Below are 16984 nucleotides of genomic sequence, written 5' to 3'. Positions count from 1 at the left end.
TTTTTAAATGAGTGAAAATAAAGATCAGATCAAGGATGTAAAAGAATTCTCCAGTCGATTGTCTGCACAGATATGGGGACATAGATTTACAGACGGACAACGAGGGCCCGAATATGTATTAGAATTTTTAAATGTGCTTCGCGGAACAACCTATAACTTTGAGAGTCCGACCTATAAGAGGTATAAAGGAGCAGGTTTTAGAGAGTTTATATTTGAAGGAGTTAAAGAAGGAAGTAAAAGAAATATTGCAACTGTCCCAGTTGAAAAGAAAGAACGTTTGAAGAAAGAAATGGATGACCCTGAAAAAGTAGGCTACATACAAGAATTTTTCAGAAACCTAGAAGTTCCTTTGTATAATAACAATGGAAAGAAAGCTGATCGGTCCTGGTACGCTCGTTCACTATACCCACTCCATGAATCTTTATTGTTTTTTGAACTGAGAAAGAAAGCGGGAGCTAATGCTCCGGATTTTGAAAGGAATTTCTTTGCACGTGGAGGAGAATTATACTTCTTAATGCTGAAATATGGAACAAAAGATAATTATGAGCGACGGAGGTTTATTTGTGACCGTTTTAACAACTTGTTAAATCAAAACAAGTCCATTTATCACATTGTTGATAACGTTCAATACATCTTAGAAGACTCGAATGATGGTGATGGAACACCGCCTTATCTAGTTCCTAATGAATCTAATAAAGAGATACCTTTACTCCCTACTAATGATCATTATCTTTACAAAAACTTCGCAATAGAATTAGAGAACCTTTTGTCTATTAAAGTGGATATGTATGAGATGTTCCAATTATTGACGAGTTTAATCAGCTTTCAACTTGTTCGTTATATGTATGATCGGTCAAAAGTGGGAGAACAGTCTAAAACCCAATTCTTCTTTGATTGTATGGATGGACAATTACCTCAAATATTAAAATTATCATCTGATACTTTTTCTCAAAATGAATTAATGATCAAACAAATATTTGATGAAAAGTTCAATGAATCATTTCATGAAATAATTTCTACTAACTATAGTGACGAAAAGCTAACTGAATGGAAAGCAAATATCGAGCCTAAAGGGCACGAACTTCTTAAGTTACTTGGAGTAAATAAGCTGAGTGTAGCTAAGAGAAAGCAAATCTTAAGTGCATTAAAAAAATGTGAAGATAAAGGTGATTTATTTACAAAGTTATATCCTGTTGTAAAGGATATGGTATCCGATGGTCTTAAAAAAGATCAGCTGAGTATTATTAAAATCTTGTTAAGAGATGGAGGGCTTGGAGGTTTCAGGGCAGGATCCAAATACCGTTATTTCATGTCAGATACCTTCCTTCAAACTTTGGTTTACATGAAAGTATTACCTAATCATGACAAAGAATACAGTGAATTTTTACAAGATTTATATGAGGACTATGGCTTCATAATAGGGGTCCAGCAAGCTAAGGACTCTGGGATATATGAAAAATCAAAGCTTAATATTAGTTACTTCAAAAAGAATGAAGAAGCCTTGCGTCAAAAGCTAAGGCAAAATGGACTATTAGTAGAGTATTCTGACGCAACCGCTCTTATTCATAATCCTTACAAGTCAATACACACACATAGAAGTAGTGAGGAGGCCTATTAGGATGATTACGTCTCATCGGCTAACAGGACAATGGGTTCACACCATCTTACAGCGTTACTTTAAAGAACAAGCAGAATCACATAGTGAAAAGCTTTTTCTGAAAGTTAATGGTTTATCTGATAAGAATATAGAAGCTGTCTTAGATCAACTAAATACTAACTTTCATTCACTTGAAAAATATTACAAACCAATTATAAGAACTATAACTCCAGTAGAAGGGTTTTCTCAATATTCCTATAAAGAACATGAAACAAGTATATGGCTAAGAAATAACACAAAGGGTAAAGAAGCCCTTTTACTTATAATTAATGATATTACAAGTGAAGCTCAAAGTTTAGAGAATCTATTCTCTTTAGATGAATCAGTATTGCTAAACAGCGAAGGTATGGAAAGCCTTTATTATTTAATTCAAATGGAATACAAAGTTGCAAGTGAAGAAATTGATATTCTCCGAGAATTTCTTAATTTGTATAGAAAGGTTTCTGAACCGCAGTTAAAAAGTCTGACGAATTTCATTTCTGGAATACTTAATGATGACCAAGTATCAATGGTAAATAAAATACAGTCTAATCTTCCAGAACTTAACTGTTTTGTAGATAGTAATTTTCAAGTAAACAAAAAGTATTTAAAGAGACTAAACAATAATTATCTTTTGGCTCACCTTCAAAAAAGTAGTGGCGCATCTGTAGATACAGAGAAGTTACAGGACAAATTTTATGACTTTCTAACGTATGAAGAGGAAAGAGGATGGCAAAACGAAATTTGGGAAGAAACGACTGTAGAAGATTTCAGAAAAGAAGTTTTTCAATTTATAAATGCCGAAAATGAGAAATTACTTCGCTATGAATTTGAAATCATTAATCAAATATTTGAATTTAAACAGCCTAAAAAAACTCTAGGAGATAAACTTCGAGAGCATTTTAAACAGGATGGAGAGTTATCTAAAGAAGAAGAGAGTCAGATAGATAATGTAGTGCAAGCAATAGACTATGATAATGATCCTGATTACGTAGAAGATTTTATTGACGAACATTATGAGTCTTTAGAGTCGGATGGTAAGTTACTTAAATCATTAAAGCGTTATGTAGAAAAGAAACGGCACTCCTCTGTATATAGCGATTTGTTAGATGGATTGTTTTATGAAACCTTCACCTTGATAGAAGACAATTTAGATAGTGACTCGAGTAGCGGAGTAAATGATTACTCTTTGAGATTAGATGTAAGCACTAAAGAAATCGATAAAAATACTAGCAGTTTACTCAAGTTTTATTTGAAAGACATTCACAACAAAATCCCTAAGCTATATTTTAATGAATACAGTATAAACGAGAAAGATACTAAAGAAATAGATAGTGTCACTTTTCGCTTAGTTTTATTGAAAAATGAGAAGGAATCTAAAAAACAATTAGATAATGCTCTTTTTACGATTGATGGAATACACCAAAATACAGCTGTCCAGTTTTTTGATTTAATTGATGGGAAAAACATCCCTTACATTAAGAAGTATTTAGAAGAGGACCTTGTTATAGAAGATTTAATCAGTTATATAACTAACGAAATAGGCCCTACATTAAACCAAAATGAAAAGGAATCAGCAGAAGCTTATGAAAGGTTTATAAGCTTTTTGAATGCATATTCATCTTATCTAGCTACTTTAGTAACAGAAGGTGTTAGTTCAGTCAGCGAGTCAGACCTTGAAGAACTTTTAGAAGAACTTCTTTCAAACGTTTACAAATCGGTAGCCAATGTACAAAATCTTTACAGTTACCTAAATGTTATTGGTGTAAAAGATTATTTTGATGAAAAGCCATCAAAATATATACACCCAGTAGAAAGAATAGTGACTTTATTTAATCCACTAAGACTGTTGAGTTATTTGAATAAAATGGTTGCTATGAGTGATGAGATAAATAATTGGTTTAAACAAGCTCTCCAAGATGAACTTAACGTGAATCAAAGAGAGGAATTCTTAGAGTTCTCTATGGATAAGTATCATAAGTTAGCACCTAGATATTTCAGCAGAGGCGATAACACCCATTATTTTATAGAAGTATATGAAGAGATGGGTAATGGTTTATTCACCTTAGATAATACTAGGTCTTCTTATAGCGTAAACGACACTAAAGAAATCTCTAAAGAAGTGGTTAATGTAACAAAAAACTATTTAGAAGTATTTCCTTATGCTAAAGATGGGCTCGACGTATTATTCTTACATGTGGATGACGTAGGCATTATAACTGAATCCATAAAGAATTTGTTCAAGAGCAAATTAGGTATACAAAAATTAAAAATAACTGCGCATAGTACTAGTGCAGCTACCTTACACCAAGATATTAACTCTTGGATTGAACATAATGAAGAGTTCGTATTACCATCTTACGAAAATAAGTTCCCAAAAGTAGAAGTAAATGTAATAAACGGGGACTCAGTTAACAAGATTGAAAAAGAACTAAAAACTCATATGGTTGACGCTGATCTTGTTATATTAGCAGATTACTTCTCAAAATCTGGACAGATTGATTTTGAGTTTAATAGGAAAAAGTTCAAAAAGGAAAGTGATTGGTTTATAAAACCGATACTTGAGCCTTTACAAGATAGGGAAGCTAAAAAGCGTATGCCATTAGAGACTGAATGTCTTCCGAAAGTTATTGCAGATTTCTATCAGATGCAGTATATAGGACACACCAATTCTATACCAGATCAAGGCGACTTATATTTACTAAGCCAAGCAATTACTGCTAGCAAGTTTAATGAAGGTTCCCTGATAGATTTTATGCATGAAAATTATAACTGGAATATGATAATGGATCGCTTTTTAGATAGATCTCTACTTAAAAAAGCTTCTAATAAAGCTCAAATTATACATTATAAATCTAAAGCTGGAACGAGTAAGCAATTCAAGTTACTTGTATCTTCTTCTAGAAATATCAAAAGGTTGAATACGGCGAAAAGTGAAACAGAGTATTATGGTCGATTGGAAAGAAAGCTCAAGCAATTATTAAGAGTGAAGCAAATCTCAGCAAACAATGAAGTCCAGAAGACAGTGGATGTTGTGAAAGAAATATCCGGGTCGCTAGTTCTTAAAGCTCTTGGACCAGGTAAATTTGCTCATGAATTAATGGCAACTAGTATGTATATCCGTGATAATATTGTTAATGAAGATTGTTTACAAGTTATTTCATTATGTGATGAATTGCCATGGTTCTCAAGGAAAAGAGCGACAAAGAGGCGTCCTGACTTGGTCGTCACTACTATTTCTAAAAAAGGTGACTCCATACATGTGAATTTCAGGTTAGTAGAGTTAAAGTTCATACGTGAGACCTTGATTGATAAAGAAAAAATAGATGCTATACAGCAAGTAAAAGCAGGTGTGAATTTGTATGAAGATCTATTTTCATTTGATCAAAATACAGCAGATGGAGAATTTTGGCGAGAGGAATTTGTAAATTACCTAATTGAAAATAAAGATTATGCACAGTATGAAGTTGACTTAATCAATGAACTTCAAAACTCCGGAATGTCTGAAATAACTACAAACATAGAAGCTGAAATTAACATTTATTGTTACGACAGCTTTTTGGAGAAATATGCTGAAAAAATGACCCATGATGGAGTTTTCGAAGATAATGTGGAAGAAAACACCAAACTTAATATATTCAACCGAAAATATGTACTAGATCGATTTGGGGTAACGAATATAGAAGAAAAGGCAGAGTATTCAGAGTTGTCCCCATCTGAGGAAATTGAAGGGGATTCGTCAGCTGAAAATACAGGTCCTGATAGATATTCTACAGGTCAACAATCTAAAGCCGGAACCTCAGAAAAGAAAGAGGATAAAAAAGAAGATGTATCTTCACCCGGAGACACAGCCCTTAATGATGACCAAAATCCTGAAAAAACGAAGGTTCTAGAAAATAACGAATATGAGACCTTGGATGATTCTCATGCCTATCATCCTGAAGAGAAAGCTCTGGCAGGTTTAGAGCTGAATAGATCTGACGAGGATGAAAATTTACAACAACTAGTTGAAGATTATCAACGTAAAATAGTCCGTAATCTCAGTCAGAATGATATACCTACAAAAATTAAAGATACTGTCGTAGGGTCCAGTGTGATAAGGATATATTTGGACATCCCTTCAAAAGTAGCTCCCTCTACAATTGAGAAAAAAGCTCAGAGTCTACAACTCTGGTTGGGATTAGATGTTCCGCCATCTGTCGCTGTTCATAATAGAGGTTTATATATAGACATCAACCGTGAGACTCCTTCTATCGTCTATTTTGATGAGTTCATGAAAAATGTCAGGGACTCATTAACTGACGATATCAGTAAAAAGCTTGTAGTTCCGATAGGTATTGATCCTCTTAATAATATACTGAGCATAGATTTAGCTGACTCAATGAGCCCACACTTCTTAGTAGGGGGAACTACAGGAAGTGGTAAGAGTGTTACATTGAATTCTATAATCATTAGCTTGATGTTGTTATACTCAAAAGAGCATGTGAAATTCACTTTCATTGACCCTAAGAAGGTAGAGTTTACAAAGTATGAAACTATACCTTATACAGAGGAAGTGATTTATGACTTAGATAAATCGGTTACAAGGTTAGAAGAATTATGTGATGAAATGGATGAACGTTTCACATTGATGCAGAAGGAATTCATGAGTGATATTAAACATTATAATGACCAAGTGTCAGATGAACAGAAAATGGCCCATAAAGTAATCGTCTTTGACGAGTTCGCAGATTTTCAATCTCAAGATCAAAAAATGGCGAAAAGAGTCGAAGAAGCTATTAAACGATTAGGTCAAAAAGGAAGAGCAGCGGGGATGCACTTGATTATCTGTACTCAAAACCCTAAAGCAGAAGTTATAAATACAACTATTCGCAGTAATTTACCTGCAAGGTTAGCATTAAAAGTTACAGATGGCTCTTCTTCAAAAGTAATTCTCGATGAAACAGGAGCTGAAAAACTTGCCGGGAAGGGAGACTTCCTCTTAAAAGGCGGAGCTACCTCATTAATCAGAGGGAAAAGCCCCTTCTTAGAGCCGAAAGTACAAGGAGCTATATTCAAATATTTAGCTGCTAGATAGTTTTGAAAAAAGTGCACCTTAAAAATCGGGTGCACTTTTTCGGGGAGAAATGTACAGTTGGAGCTTTGCTTCCAATAAGAAAGGATGTTAAAAATGGCCTTCGGACAACATCAAAGTTTTTACTTAAGAGATAGATGGATTAACAGAATATTCAAAAACATCCCATCTGATGATCGTTTCTTTTACAGAAAGGATGCATTTGAAAAAGTAGGATTAGGAAAAAACATGGTGAAATCCTTAAGGTTTTGGGCTTTAGCCACTAATCTTGTAGAAGAGAAAACAAAGGAAGATCGTAAAAAGGGGCATTTTATCACAGAGTTTGCTGATTTCATTAATGAATATGATCCCTACATTCAATTCACTGATACATTGGCCCTGTTACATTACTATGTAGTAAGTAGAGTTGAACCTGCTACTACATGGTATTGGTTTTTTAACTTGTATAATGAGACTTTTACAACTAAAGAAAAGGTTTTAGAGGATTTAAAAGATTGGGTCCTCCTTGAAAAAGAAATAAAGGTATCTGAGAACTCTTTGAAAAGAGATGTGGATTGTTTAATTAAATTCTATACAGCTGGACAAGATACTCAAGATCCTGAAGAGGTTAATCAAAGTCCATTGCACTCATTGGGGTTATTAGAGGTGAAACAAAACAAAGTAAAAAAAATGTATAAAGAAAGTAAAGATGTTGGGTATTCTGCATTAATGTATGTTTTGTTGAATTATGCAAATGAGAACGGGACGAACGACTTATTAGTAGACGAAATTTTAAATAACGGTGGTCTATGGGGGAGGACTTTTAACATGTCTCGGTCAAGTGTTATTGATGGACTCAATCACTTAACAGAACATCCTAAATATCCAATAACCTTTATCAGGACAAATAACTTAGACACGGTTAGGCTTCCAAAACTTTCACCTTTAGAGTTTTTGAGGTTTGAGTATAAAAGAAAGGTAGAAGCAGCGATATGAGTTTTAAAACAAGTGTGAATATTAAATTTGATTTTGCAAAAAGCGAGCTCTTTGATCATTACCTTCCCACCCCCTCTCATGCAGAAGCAATGACTGCTTTACTAGAAGGGATAAACAATCAAGGTCAGCAATCGCACATTATTGTTGGACCATATGGTACTGGTAAATCTTTAATAGGGACATTAATTGCTGGTATAGCATCTCATTATATTAAGGATAAAGACTATGAAACTTTAATAAATAAATTCGACAATGTTGATGCATCCATTTATCAACATTTAATTCAAGTGAAGGAAAATGAGCGGAAGTATCTTCCTGTCTTCTTAAATGGAAATGAAGGACGGTTTAGAGAGGCTGTCATATCAGGGGTATTAAAAGCCTTATCAAATCAAAACATCCCAATTACTATACCAGGAATAGTTTCAAAAATTATTTCCACAGTAGAAATGTGGGAAAAAGACTTTCCAAAAACCTTCAAAGAATTTATGAAAATTTTAAGTGAGGAAGAAAAAGATTTTGAATTGTGGAGGTTAGAAATCCTAAGCTACAATTCGAATGAGATTGAATGGTTTAAGAAGGTTTTTCCTAGACTGACCGCTGGTACTGAATTCGTAAGTTACGAAACGGAAGACTTCATAGGTCAATTGAAATATGTATTAGAAAAATTAAAGGAAAATAATTTAGGGATTATATTTGTATATGATGAATTTGGCCGCTTTTTACAAAGTCTGAATTCAGAATCTATAAACGAAGCTATGCAAGACCTTCAAGATGTTGCTGAATTAGCTAATGAAGAGGAAAGCAATCTTCACACTATATTAATTGCTCATAAGAATTTGCGCCAATATTTCTCGCATTTATCTACAGAATTCCAACAAGAATTTCAAAGAATTGAGAAAAGGTATGGCTTATACTATATAGATAATGATCGCTCTACGTTTCTTCGATTAGGACAAAAAATAATATCTGATTTCAAAACAAGTGCTCCAAAAGAATACGTGTTGCATACAAAAGAGCATCTACGTAAATATCCTTTGTTCCAAGAATTAAATATGACAGAACTAGAGCGACTTGTGGTAAAAGGCTTTTATCCTATGCATCCGGTAGCAACTTTTTTGTTACCAGAACTGTCTAAAATTTATGGGCAAAATGAACGTACATTGTTTACTTTTTTAGAAAGTAATGTAAGCGGAGGTCTTAAAAAGCATATTGGTAGTGAAAAGGACGAATATTTACCGCATCAATTGTTCAATTATTTCTTTCAAGATATTGAAAATATAGGTCAGTACGAAGGAGAAAGTGAAGATTTAATATTATTCAATCGATTGATTAAGAAAACTACTCTTTCGTCTAAAGAAGAAGACTTATTGAAACTACTTACGATTTTAAAACTTACATCTTCTTACTCCAAGGTTAAAGTGACTACCGAGTTCTTGAACTTTTCTATGAAGTCGAATGTAGAACAAGAACTTCAAGACTTAACAGATAAAAAAGTTATTCGTTATAACTTTGTTCAAGGATACTGGGAGATGTACGACGGCAGTAGTGTGAACCTAGATAGTGCGATTGAGGAACAATACTTGAATGTAAAACTATCTAAGGACGATATAGAGAATTATATTTTATCTCTCATAAAGAAAAAGTTTTACATCCCAACCCAATACAATCATCGAAAAAGTATGACTAGGTTTGCAAAAGTCAATATAATAACAGGAGACCGCATTCATAATGAGGCGGAGGGAGAGCTAGTTAATGACTCGTCAAAATCAGATATCTTAATAAATTTTGTGATACCCACGAGGGCTGATCATAGTAATTTGGTAGAGAAGATAAAAGAAATAAAAGATGAGTTCACTTATTTTGTAATTGATGATTCTTTATCGTTGGAAGATATAGTTAAAGAGTTAAAGCTATGGAAATCATGTGAATATTTGTTGGAAGAAGGTAGTCTAGCGAAAGAAGATCAAGGGGTTTTAGAAGAATTAGATTTTAAAATTGCTGAGCTGAAAAACAACCTTTATAAGCAATTGAGAAATTATGATGAATTTTCCAATCAACTTCAATGGATTTATAAAGGTGAAGCTTTTTCAGTAAATAGTCAGTTGCAGTTAGAAAAGATTTTAACAAATTTAATGGAAAGCACTTATTCAGAAACTCCAGAGATATTGAATGATGCATTCAATAGGAGAAGTATAAGTAGAGTACAGAAAAAAGCGGCCATTGATGTTATTAATGCAATTATACAAACTCCAGAAGAAGATAACATAGGCATAAAAGGGACAGGTCCTGATTATCTGATCTATGCGACGGTCTTTAAAAACAACAATATAAAAGTAAATGAATTGGGTAAGATTGCTCACCCGAGTTTTAGAAACATTAGAGAAAGGTTACTCACTCAAATATCTAGTGGCAATGAATCTAGCCTTAAAGATTTAGTAGACATATTAACTTCAACACCCTATGGGATTAGGGAACCAATCGTTCCATTGTTATTGATTGGACTGCTTAGAGATAAGTGGGATTATTTAGTATTCTACAAAAATGATATGTTTATTGCTGGTCTAGATGGAGAGATCATTTATGAGATGATGGAGGACGATCCAGAGAAAATTTTCGTTAAATACTATGATTTTAATGAAACCTATAAACTTTTCTTTAAGTACATCGAAAACGTATTTAATGAATATATCCATGAGTCAATGGAAGGAAAACCTTTGTTTTTGAAAGTAACTAGTGCCCTCTTAGAATGGTTAAGAAAGCTTCCTAAGTATACACAGCTTTCAGAAGATATGAATAAAGAATTGAACGAATTTAAAGAGTATATTCGTTACTCAGAGATTGACCCAGATGCTTCTCTACAATTTTTAAAAAGTAAGTGGGAAGAAAACGAATATTTTATTGAAAAGTATAAAGAGGAATTAGAAAACTATTTAAATATTAAATCAAATGAAGTTAAATGTTATGTTTATGAACAGTTAAGTTGTGATGATTTTGCTTCTTTATTAAAATGGAGTAAGGAACAGGATAGTTTTCAACAAAAAACGAACCCTCTAGTTTATTCTGTTTTAAACTCTAATGATGAACGAGATCTAGTATCAAATTTGTCACAAGAAGTAATAGGAGTACCTCTTAATAATTGGTCAGATATTACAGCAAACGCTTTTTATGAACAGTTAGATAGGCATATGGATTCCTTGCAATCCAAAGTTAAAGAAGGTACGGAAATTCACTACAATGGTACATTCAAAACGGTAAAGCAAGTTGAAATGTCTCCAAAAACCAAAACATTGTATAAAAATGTTCATCGTATTTTGAGGAATGGGGGACGTACGGTTTCCAACGATGAAATCGAAACACTTATCTTTCACTTAATGGAAGAATTTATTGATTAAAAAGGAGGCACACTATGGCATCTGAAACAGCTCGCAAACCAGTTCATATAGCTATGTTTAGTGGGGGAGCGTCCAGTGCTTATGTAGCATATAAAATGGTCCAAGCGCATGGAAAAGACAATTCAATGCTTTTCTTTACTAATACTTTATGGGAAGACGAAGATAATTATAGATTTATGGAAGAAGTATCTGAATATATTGGAGTAGAAATTACTGAAGTGGTTGATGGACGCACACCTGAAGAAGTCTTTTATGATTATGAATTTTTAGGCAATTCTAGAGTAGCGAAATGTTCAGAAGAACTCAAAGTTTATCAAACACTCACTTTCTTAGAGGACTTAAGGGATGAAGAAAATTTAGAACCAATTTTATATTTCGGTATAGGCCCACATGAAAAGCATAGAATGGAAAATCTTCAAAACTTCTATGAACATTATCCTTTAGAGCCGGTAGAAACACGCTTTCCTATGGTAGACACTTATAGAGAAGATATAGATGTGAAAAGTATTATTGAAAATGAATGGAACATCAAATTACCTCGCATGTATGATTTAGGATTTTCCCATGCCAATTGTGGAGGGAGATGCGTGCGTGGAGGTTTAGGTCACTATGCTCGTCTTTATAAAGTGTGGCCAGAACGATTTAAAGAGCAAGAAGAAATGGAAGAACGCTTCAGAAAATACTTTGATAAAGATGTTTCTATTTTAAAAAGAAGTGGTAGTCGCTTTACGTTGAAAGAATATAGAGAGATTATGGATAATGAGGGAGTAGACAATTATTTAGATATCCAAGATGATACGATACCTTGTGTTTGTAGTTTCTCTTAACAGACTTTTTAAATAGTTAAAAGGTACTTATAGAAATACCCAGCCCTTCTATTATGGACTGGGTATTTTATATACCATATAAATAGTTATTAACAAACTTCAATATTCACTTTCTAATTACCCAACACACTTGATTAATACTTTTATATTATACTAATAAAACTAAAAACATTAACTTACTTTTGTATAGGAGGGATAACATGATCTTTAAATTTATGTATGATTATATAAAACAACAAGATTCTTTTTATACACTCAGAAATAAAACGGAAAACAAAATTATCAAAAATGATGAAAATGGCCTTTGGGTAATTAGAGAAGCTCCCCCTCAAAATAATGTATATATTAAAAAAGAGATGATAGCGAAATCCTTTCAAATTTTAAACTTTAAGGGGTCTAGTGGATCTGATGAATTTTTAAAATTAGAACATAATTGTTTATTAGCAGCCTTGTTAGCTAATTTACCATTTGTAGATCAGAAGCAGAATGACGTATACATAAAAAAATTTGACACTTTAGCTTTACCTGGAAGCCCGATTCATCAAATATTAAGCTTATTGGATGATCTTTATGAAGGTAAGTATGAGGCAAGTGAAATATCTAAAGTTTTTGAAATAGAAAATATTAAAAGCTTAAAAATGCGAGCTAGACAAAGTCTGAGGATCCTTGGATACCTAGATAATCAAGATAAGCTAATAGAAGAAAGCTTCAACATAGAATCCCTAAAAGAAAAAATAATAAATGTTCCATATGTATTTATGGTATATAAAGTGCTTGATAGCATGAGTATGTATACTCTAGATGAAAAAAACAAAATACTATTAGAAATAATTTCTTTAACAGTGGTAAGTTCAACAGATGGTACTACAATTAAAAATTCAGTAGCCGTTTCTAGAAAAAACACTATAATTCAATGGTTGAAATATGCTGAACTTATTGATGAAGATTGGAATGTCATTAATATGAATTCTAAAGTTAAATTCTGGTGGGTCAATCAAGGGAAAACAATGAAGGAGGAAAAAGAAGGAGGTTATTTGTGGGCTCCTAAAACGAACAAAAATGGCTCTCCACTATCCCATCACACAGACCTCTTGAAAGCTAATCCGGGAGATGTGGTATTGGCATACTCCCAACAAATGATTCACTCCTTTTGTGAAGTTGTGGAACCTGCTAAAACAGAGCCTAATCCTTTTTCTACTGATAGCTGGGAAAAGGACGGGAATTTACTCAAAGTGAATTATCATGAACTAATCCCGCGAATTGCCAAGAGCGATATTCCTCTGGAGTGGCGACAGAAAGAGGATGGGCCTTTTGATGTGAATGGAAACGTGAAGCAAGGGTATTTTTATGAGTTGTCCCCATCCTTCATTCATGATTTTACTAATAAATTTAATGAACGTTTGCCCCTGTTTATAAAAGAAACAATCGATCCACCTAGTGTAGAGCCGCAAGTGGATCACTTCGATTCAGATACTAAACTTGTTCAGCATATCCATGAATACATACAAGCTGAAGGACTGCATTATCAGGAAGAAGAAGTGAAAAGCTTATATTTATCACTAAAGACGAAACCGTTTGTTATTCTCTCTGGTATATCAGGTACAGGAAAAACAAAAATTGTAGAGAAATTTGCGGCAAGCCTTGGTGCTACGGAGGAAAACGGGCGCTTTACATTGATTCCAGTACGACCAGATTGGAGCGATGGGTCTGATCTAATTGGCTTTGAGGATATTAAAGGGGAGTTTAAACCAGGTCCTTTTACAAAGGTACTGATGGAAGCGGAACAAAATTTAGACAAACCTTATTTCATTTTATTAGATGAAATGAATTTAGCTCGTGTGGAGTATTATTTTAGTGACTTATTAAGTGTGATGGAAAGTCGGAAGAGAATAGATGGTAGAACAGTAACATCTGAAATTCCTACACCTGAAAGCTATCCAAATCGAGTGATCATACCGGAGAACGTATATATTATAGGAACAGTTAATATGGATGAAACGACACATCCGTTCAGTTCGAAAGTATTGGACCGCGCTAATACTATGGAGTTTAACGATGTAGCTCTAGATGCTTTTCCAAACTTTTATGAGGTGAAAGATAATCCTGAAGCGGTAGTGAGTAATGAATTGTTAAAGCCTCAATTTCTATCTTTGAAGGATGCGTTTAATGATCATCATGAGATTATTAAGTCCACTACTAAATTGCTTATGGATGTAAACGAAATATTAAGTCGCAACAACAGCCATTTTGGATACCGCATTCGAGATGAGATTTGTTTTTTTATGATTTACAACAACGAGAGTCAACTTATGGAGCCGAATGAAGCGTTTGATCGCCAATTACTTCAGAAGGTATTACCTAAATTAAATGGAAGTGACATTCAGGCTGCTGAAATTATTGAAAGGTTGTTTGAGTTTTGTTCTGGGCAGAGTATCCAAAATGGACCTCGTGCCATTGCAGAAGCACATTACCCTAAATCGGCTCAAAAGTTGGCAACGATGTATCACAATCAAGAGCGAAATGGATTCACATCATTCTGGTTAGGGTGATCGGAGAGGAGGCGGAAATGTGGCTCGTCCAAGTGAGATTAAGTTATTAGTGGTTGAGCATGAAGAATTTTCTCTTCATATTAAGGGGCGACCGTTTAATCATCGGTTTGAGAGTTTAAAAGAGTTTCAAAATAAATCAAAGTTAACCGAACAGTTCATGCAGTTAAAACTCAAAGGAATTGATGAAGAAAGTGTTCAAGTCTATCATCCCTTTTATGACCGGTTAGTCAATTTAGAAAATGAGGACTTTCCGCCTGTCTTTTTTGAGAATGAAGTGTACCAGATCGTGGTCATCTCAAAAAAAGATAAAGAGCTTTCCTTTCATCATGAACACCCCTCGGTTCGAGATGCCGTGAGCTTAGAAACCGTTGGAGACATTAACTTCTTGATGGGGCAGTTACAGTTTATGAATGAGGTTGGTTTTACGGAGTTTGAAATTAAAGATGACCAGCATTCGCTCGCACAAATAACGATAGAACTCTTCCCGACGAAGCTTGATTATAAAGAGGATTATCAAAAATTGCTTGATGAAGTAAGTGAAGAAATTTATAATCTTGCTTTTCATTTTATGAAAAAGACCTTTATAGGGGCTTCAAAAATATCTTCCAAAGCTCCTTCTCCTGTGGAGTTTTATCGCTTACTTACACATTATTTTGAGCGATTTATTCAAGCTGTTCGAAGGATAGAACGTCAGCCTCATCATGAACTGATAACAGAGTATCAACAAGTGCGTGCAGATCAAATTAAACGTATGGATAATGTTTCGCGTCGTTATTTAAGAAAGCGTCCCCACTTATTTAAAGAGACTCCTAATGGAACTTCTATAGGAGATAAAAAGCTTATGCCTGCGCAAGGCTTAAATGCTAAAAAGCGTCTTTCTTACGATACATTAGAGAATCGTTTTGTGAAATTTATGATCCAACGTTTAGTAGGAAAAATAAACGGATTAATGGAAAACTTGAGGTTTTATCAAAAAAATAACCCGAACGCTGACCAGACTGTGTACCACAAACTGGAGCAGATGGAAGTCCAATTAAATGGTTTAATAAGGCGGAGATTTTGGAGGCAGATTAGTGATTTAGATCGATCTGTGCTGAGTTTAGTGATGCAAATGAAACAAGGGTATCGAGATGCGTATATGATCTATCTCATCCTATCTCAAGGTTTATCTTTACAAGGTGAAATTTTCAAAATGTCTGTGAAAGATGTGGCGACCTTATATGAATATTGGACGTATTTGAAGATGGGCCAAATCTTACATAAGAAGTATATTCCAGTTGAACAAGATATCATTAAAGTGAAGAAAAGCGGATTGTTTGTAGACCTTGACCAAAGTAAAACAGCGAAGAGAAGCTTTATACACCCAAAAACAGATGAGCAAATTACTCTTAGCTTTCAAGAAAGACATCAAGATCCACCAACTGTTCGGCAAAAGCCTGACATTATGCTCTCAATCGAAAAGAAAGATACATCCTATGAGTATCACTATATTTTTGATGCGAAGTATCGCATAGACTTCAATCAGGATAAAACTGCCTCTCCGGGACCAATGGAAGATGATATTAATACGATGCACCGATACCGAGATGCCTGGGTGTATAAGCATCAGGGTCCATATGAACGTCATGCATTTGGCGCATATGTGTTATTTCCATGGATGGATGAGGAGAATTATGATAATCATCCATTTTATAAAAGCATTGATGAAGTCAACATTGGAGGATTCCCGTTTCTTCCTAATACGACAATAATGGTCGAACAGTTTATTGATCATTTAGTGGAAAGTAGTCCAGAGGATTTACAGCAGCATGGAATTCTTCCTAAGGGTACGATCGATCATTGGGAATCTTCTTTAGAGGAAAAGGTGTTGGTAGGAGTTGTAAAAGATTCAGCGCATTTAAGAGTGCATAAGAGCCATAGATTTTATCACATCCCTATAAAACAGCTCTCTAAAGGTTGGCAAGAAGCAAAGTATGTAGCTCTTTATATTTCTCAGCCTGAGTCAAAAGAGCTGGGAGAACCTAACGGGATTACTTATTATGGGAAGATCAGTAATGCAGAAATAGTGGAAAGGTCAAATATCTCCGAGATTCCAAGCGCATCGAATGACTTGTATGTAAAGTTAAGTGTAGATAAATGGAGAACTTTAGATGAAACGATTAACCCAGTAGGTTATGGCGTAAAAGTTTATACGATGACAACTTTAAGTATTTTAAAACAAGCCAAGGATTTACCTGAGCTATTTATGAAGTCTAAAGAAGAAGTAAAACTATGGAGATTGTTAAGAAGGTACACAAGAGATGTACGGACAGAGTTGGATAGTATGTATCTTGATAGATCCACAGGTGTTACTTCATTTGTTGTAGGGAATCATAAGGTTTCTCTTGATAAGTCAAGGGATCAGATCATTATTAAGAGTAACGATGGTGAAGAAAGAGCGGAGCCTTTGACTGAGTTTACTCGTAATTCTGTGAAAGTGTATAAGAGGATTCAGAAAGTAATGAGTTGATGGAAGAGATTTACTATAAATG

General features: G+C 34.1%; 7 protein-coding genes. All 7 read left to right on the top strand.

Translation table 11 applies throughout. The annotated features are described in order from the left end of the window. The first annotated feature begins 7 nt into the window (after positions 1-7). Entirely contained in the window at positions 8-1618 is a 1611-nt protein-coding gene (locus LCL89_RS09600) for a hypothetical protein (protein ID WP_224809910.1), read from the top strand. Between the two features lies 1 nt (position 1619). Continuing rightward, positions 1620-6713 (top strand): FtsK/SpoIIIE domain-containing protein, encoded by a 5094-nt coding sequence (locus LCL89_RS09595; protein WP_224809909.1) that lies wholly within the window; start codon positions 1620-1622, stop codon positions 6711-6713. A gap of 93 nt (positions 6714-6806) precedes the next feature. Then, positions 6807-7685, top strand: coding sequence for a DUF4007 family protein (locus tag LCL89_RS09590; protein WP_224809908.1), 879 nt, complete (start codon positions 6807-6809; stop codon positions 7683-7685). Continuing rightward, positions 7682-11077: a hypothetical protein gene (locus LCL89_RS09585; RefSeq protein ID WP_224809907.1), complete on the top strand. Its 3396-nt coding sequence runs from the start codon at positions 7682-7684 to the stop codon at positions 11075-11077. Before LCL89_RS09590 ends, LCL89_RS09585 begins: the two co-directional genes overlap by 4 nt. Positions 11078-11091: 14 nt before the next feature. Next, complete coding sequence (locus LCL89_RS09580) at positions 11092-11904, top strand: hypothetical protein (RefSeq protein WP_224809906.1); 813 nt, start codon at positions 11092-11094, stop codon at positions 11902-11904. A 200-nt stretch (positions 11905-12104) separates the two neighbouring features. Further along, entirely contained in the window at positions 12105-14453 is a 2349-nt protein-coding gene (locus LCL89_RS09575) for an McrB family protein (RefSeq protein ID WP_224809905.1), read from the top strand. 19 nt (positions 14454-14472) lie between these two features. Further along, positions 14473-16962: a DUF2357 domain-containing protein gene (locus tag LCL89_RS09570; RefSeq protein ID WP_224809904.1), complete on the top strand. Its 2490-nt coding sequence runs from the start codon at positions 14473-14475 to the stop codon at positions 16960-16962. Positions 16963-16984: the final 22 nt, after the last annotated feature.

The sequence above is a fragment of the Halobacillus yeomjeoni genome (assembly GCF_020171525.1).
GTDB lineage: Bacteria > Bacillota > Bacilli > Bacillales > Halobacillaceae > Halobacillus > Halobacillus yeomjeoni.
This window is presented reverse-complemented; position numbering and strand designations above follow the sequence as displayed.

Excerpts from the sequence above, each read along its gene's own strand:
- LCL89_RS09590 (WP_224809908.1), top strand. The coding sequence starts at position 6,807 with ATGGCCTTCGGACAACATCAAAGTTTTTACTTAAGAGATAGATGGATT.
- LCL89_RS09575 (WP_224809905.1), top strand. The coding sequence starts at position 12,105 with ATGATCTTTAAATTTATGTATGATTATATAAAACAACAAGATTCTTTT.
- LCL89_RS09600 (WP_224809910.1), top strand. The coding sequence starts at position 8 with ATGAGTGAAAATAAAGATCAGATCAAGGATGTAAAAGAATTCTCCAGT.
- LCL89_RS09585 (WP_224809907.1), top strand. The coding sequence starts at position 7,682 with ATGAGTTTTAAAACAAGTGTGAATATTAAATTTGATTTTGCAAAAAGC.
- LCL89_RS09580 (WP_224809906.1), top strand. The coding sequence starts at position 11,092 with ATGGCATCTGAAACAGCTCGCAAACCAGTTCATATAGCTATGTTTAGT.
- LCL89_RS09595 (WP_224809909.1), top strand. The coding sequence starts at position 1,620 with ATGATTACGTCTCATCGGCTAACAGGACAATGGGTTCACACCATCTTA.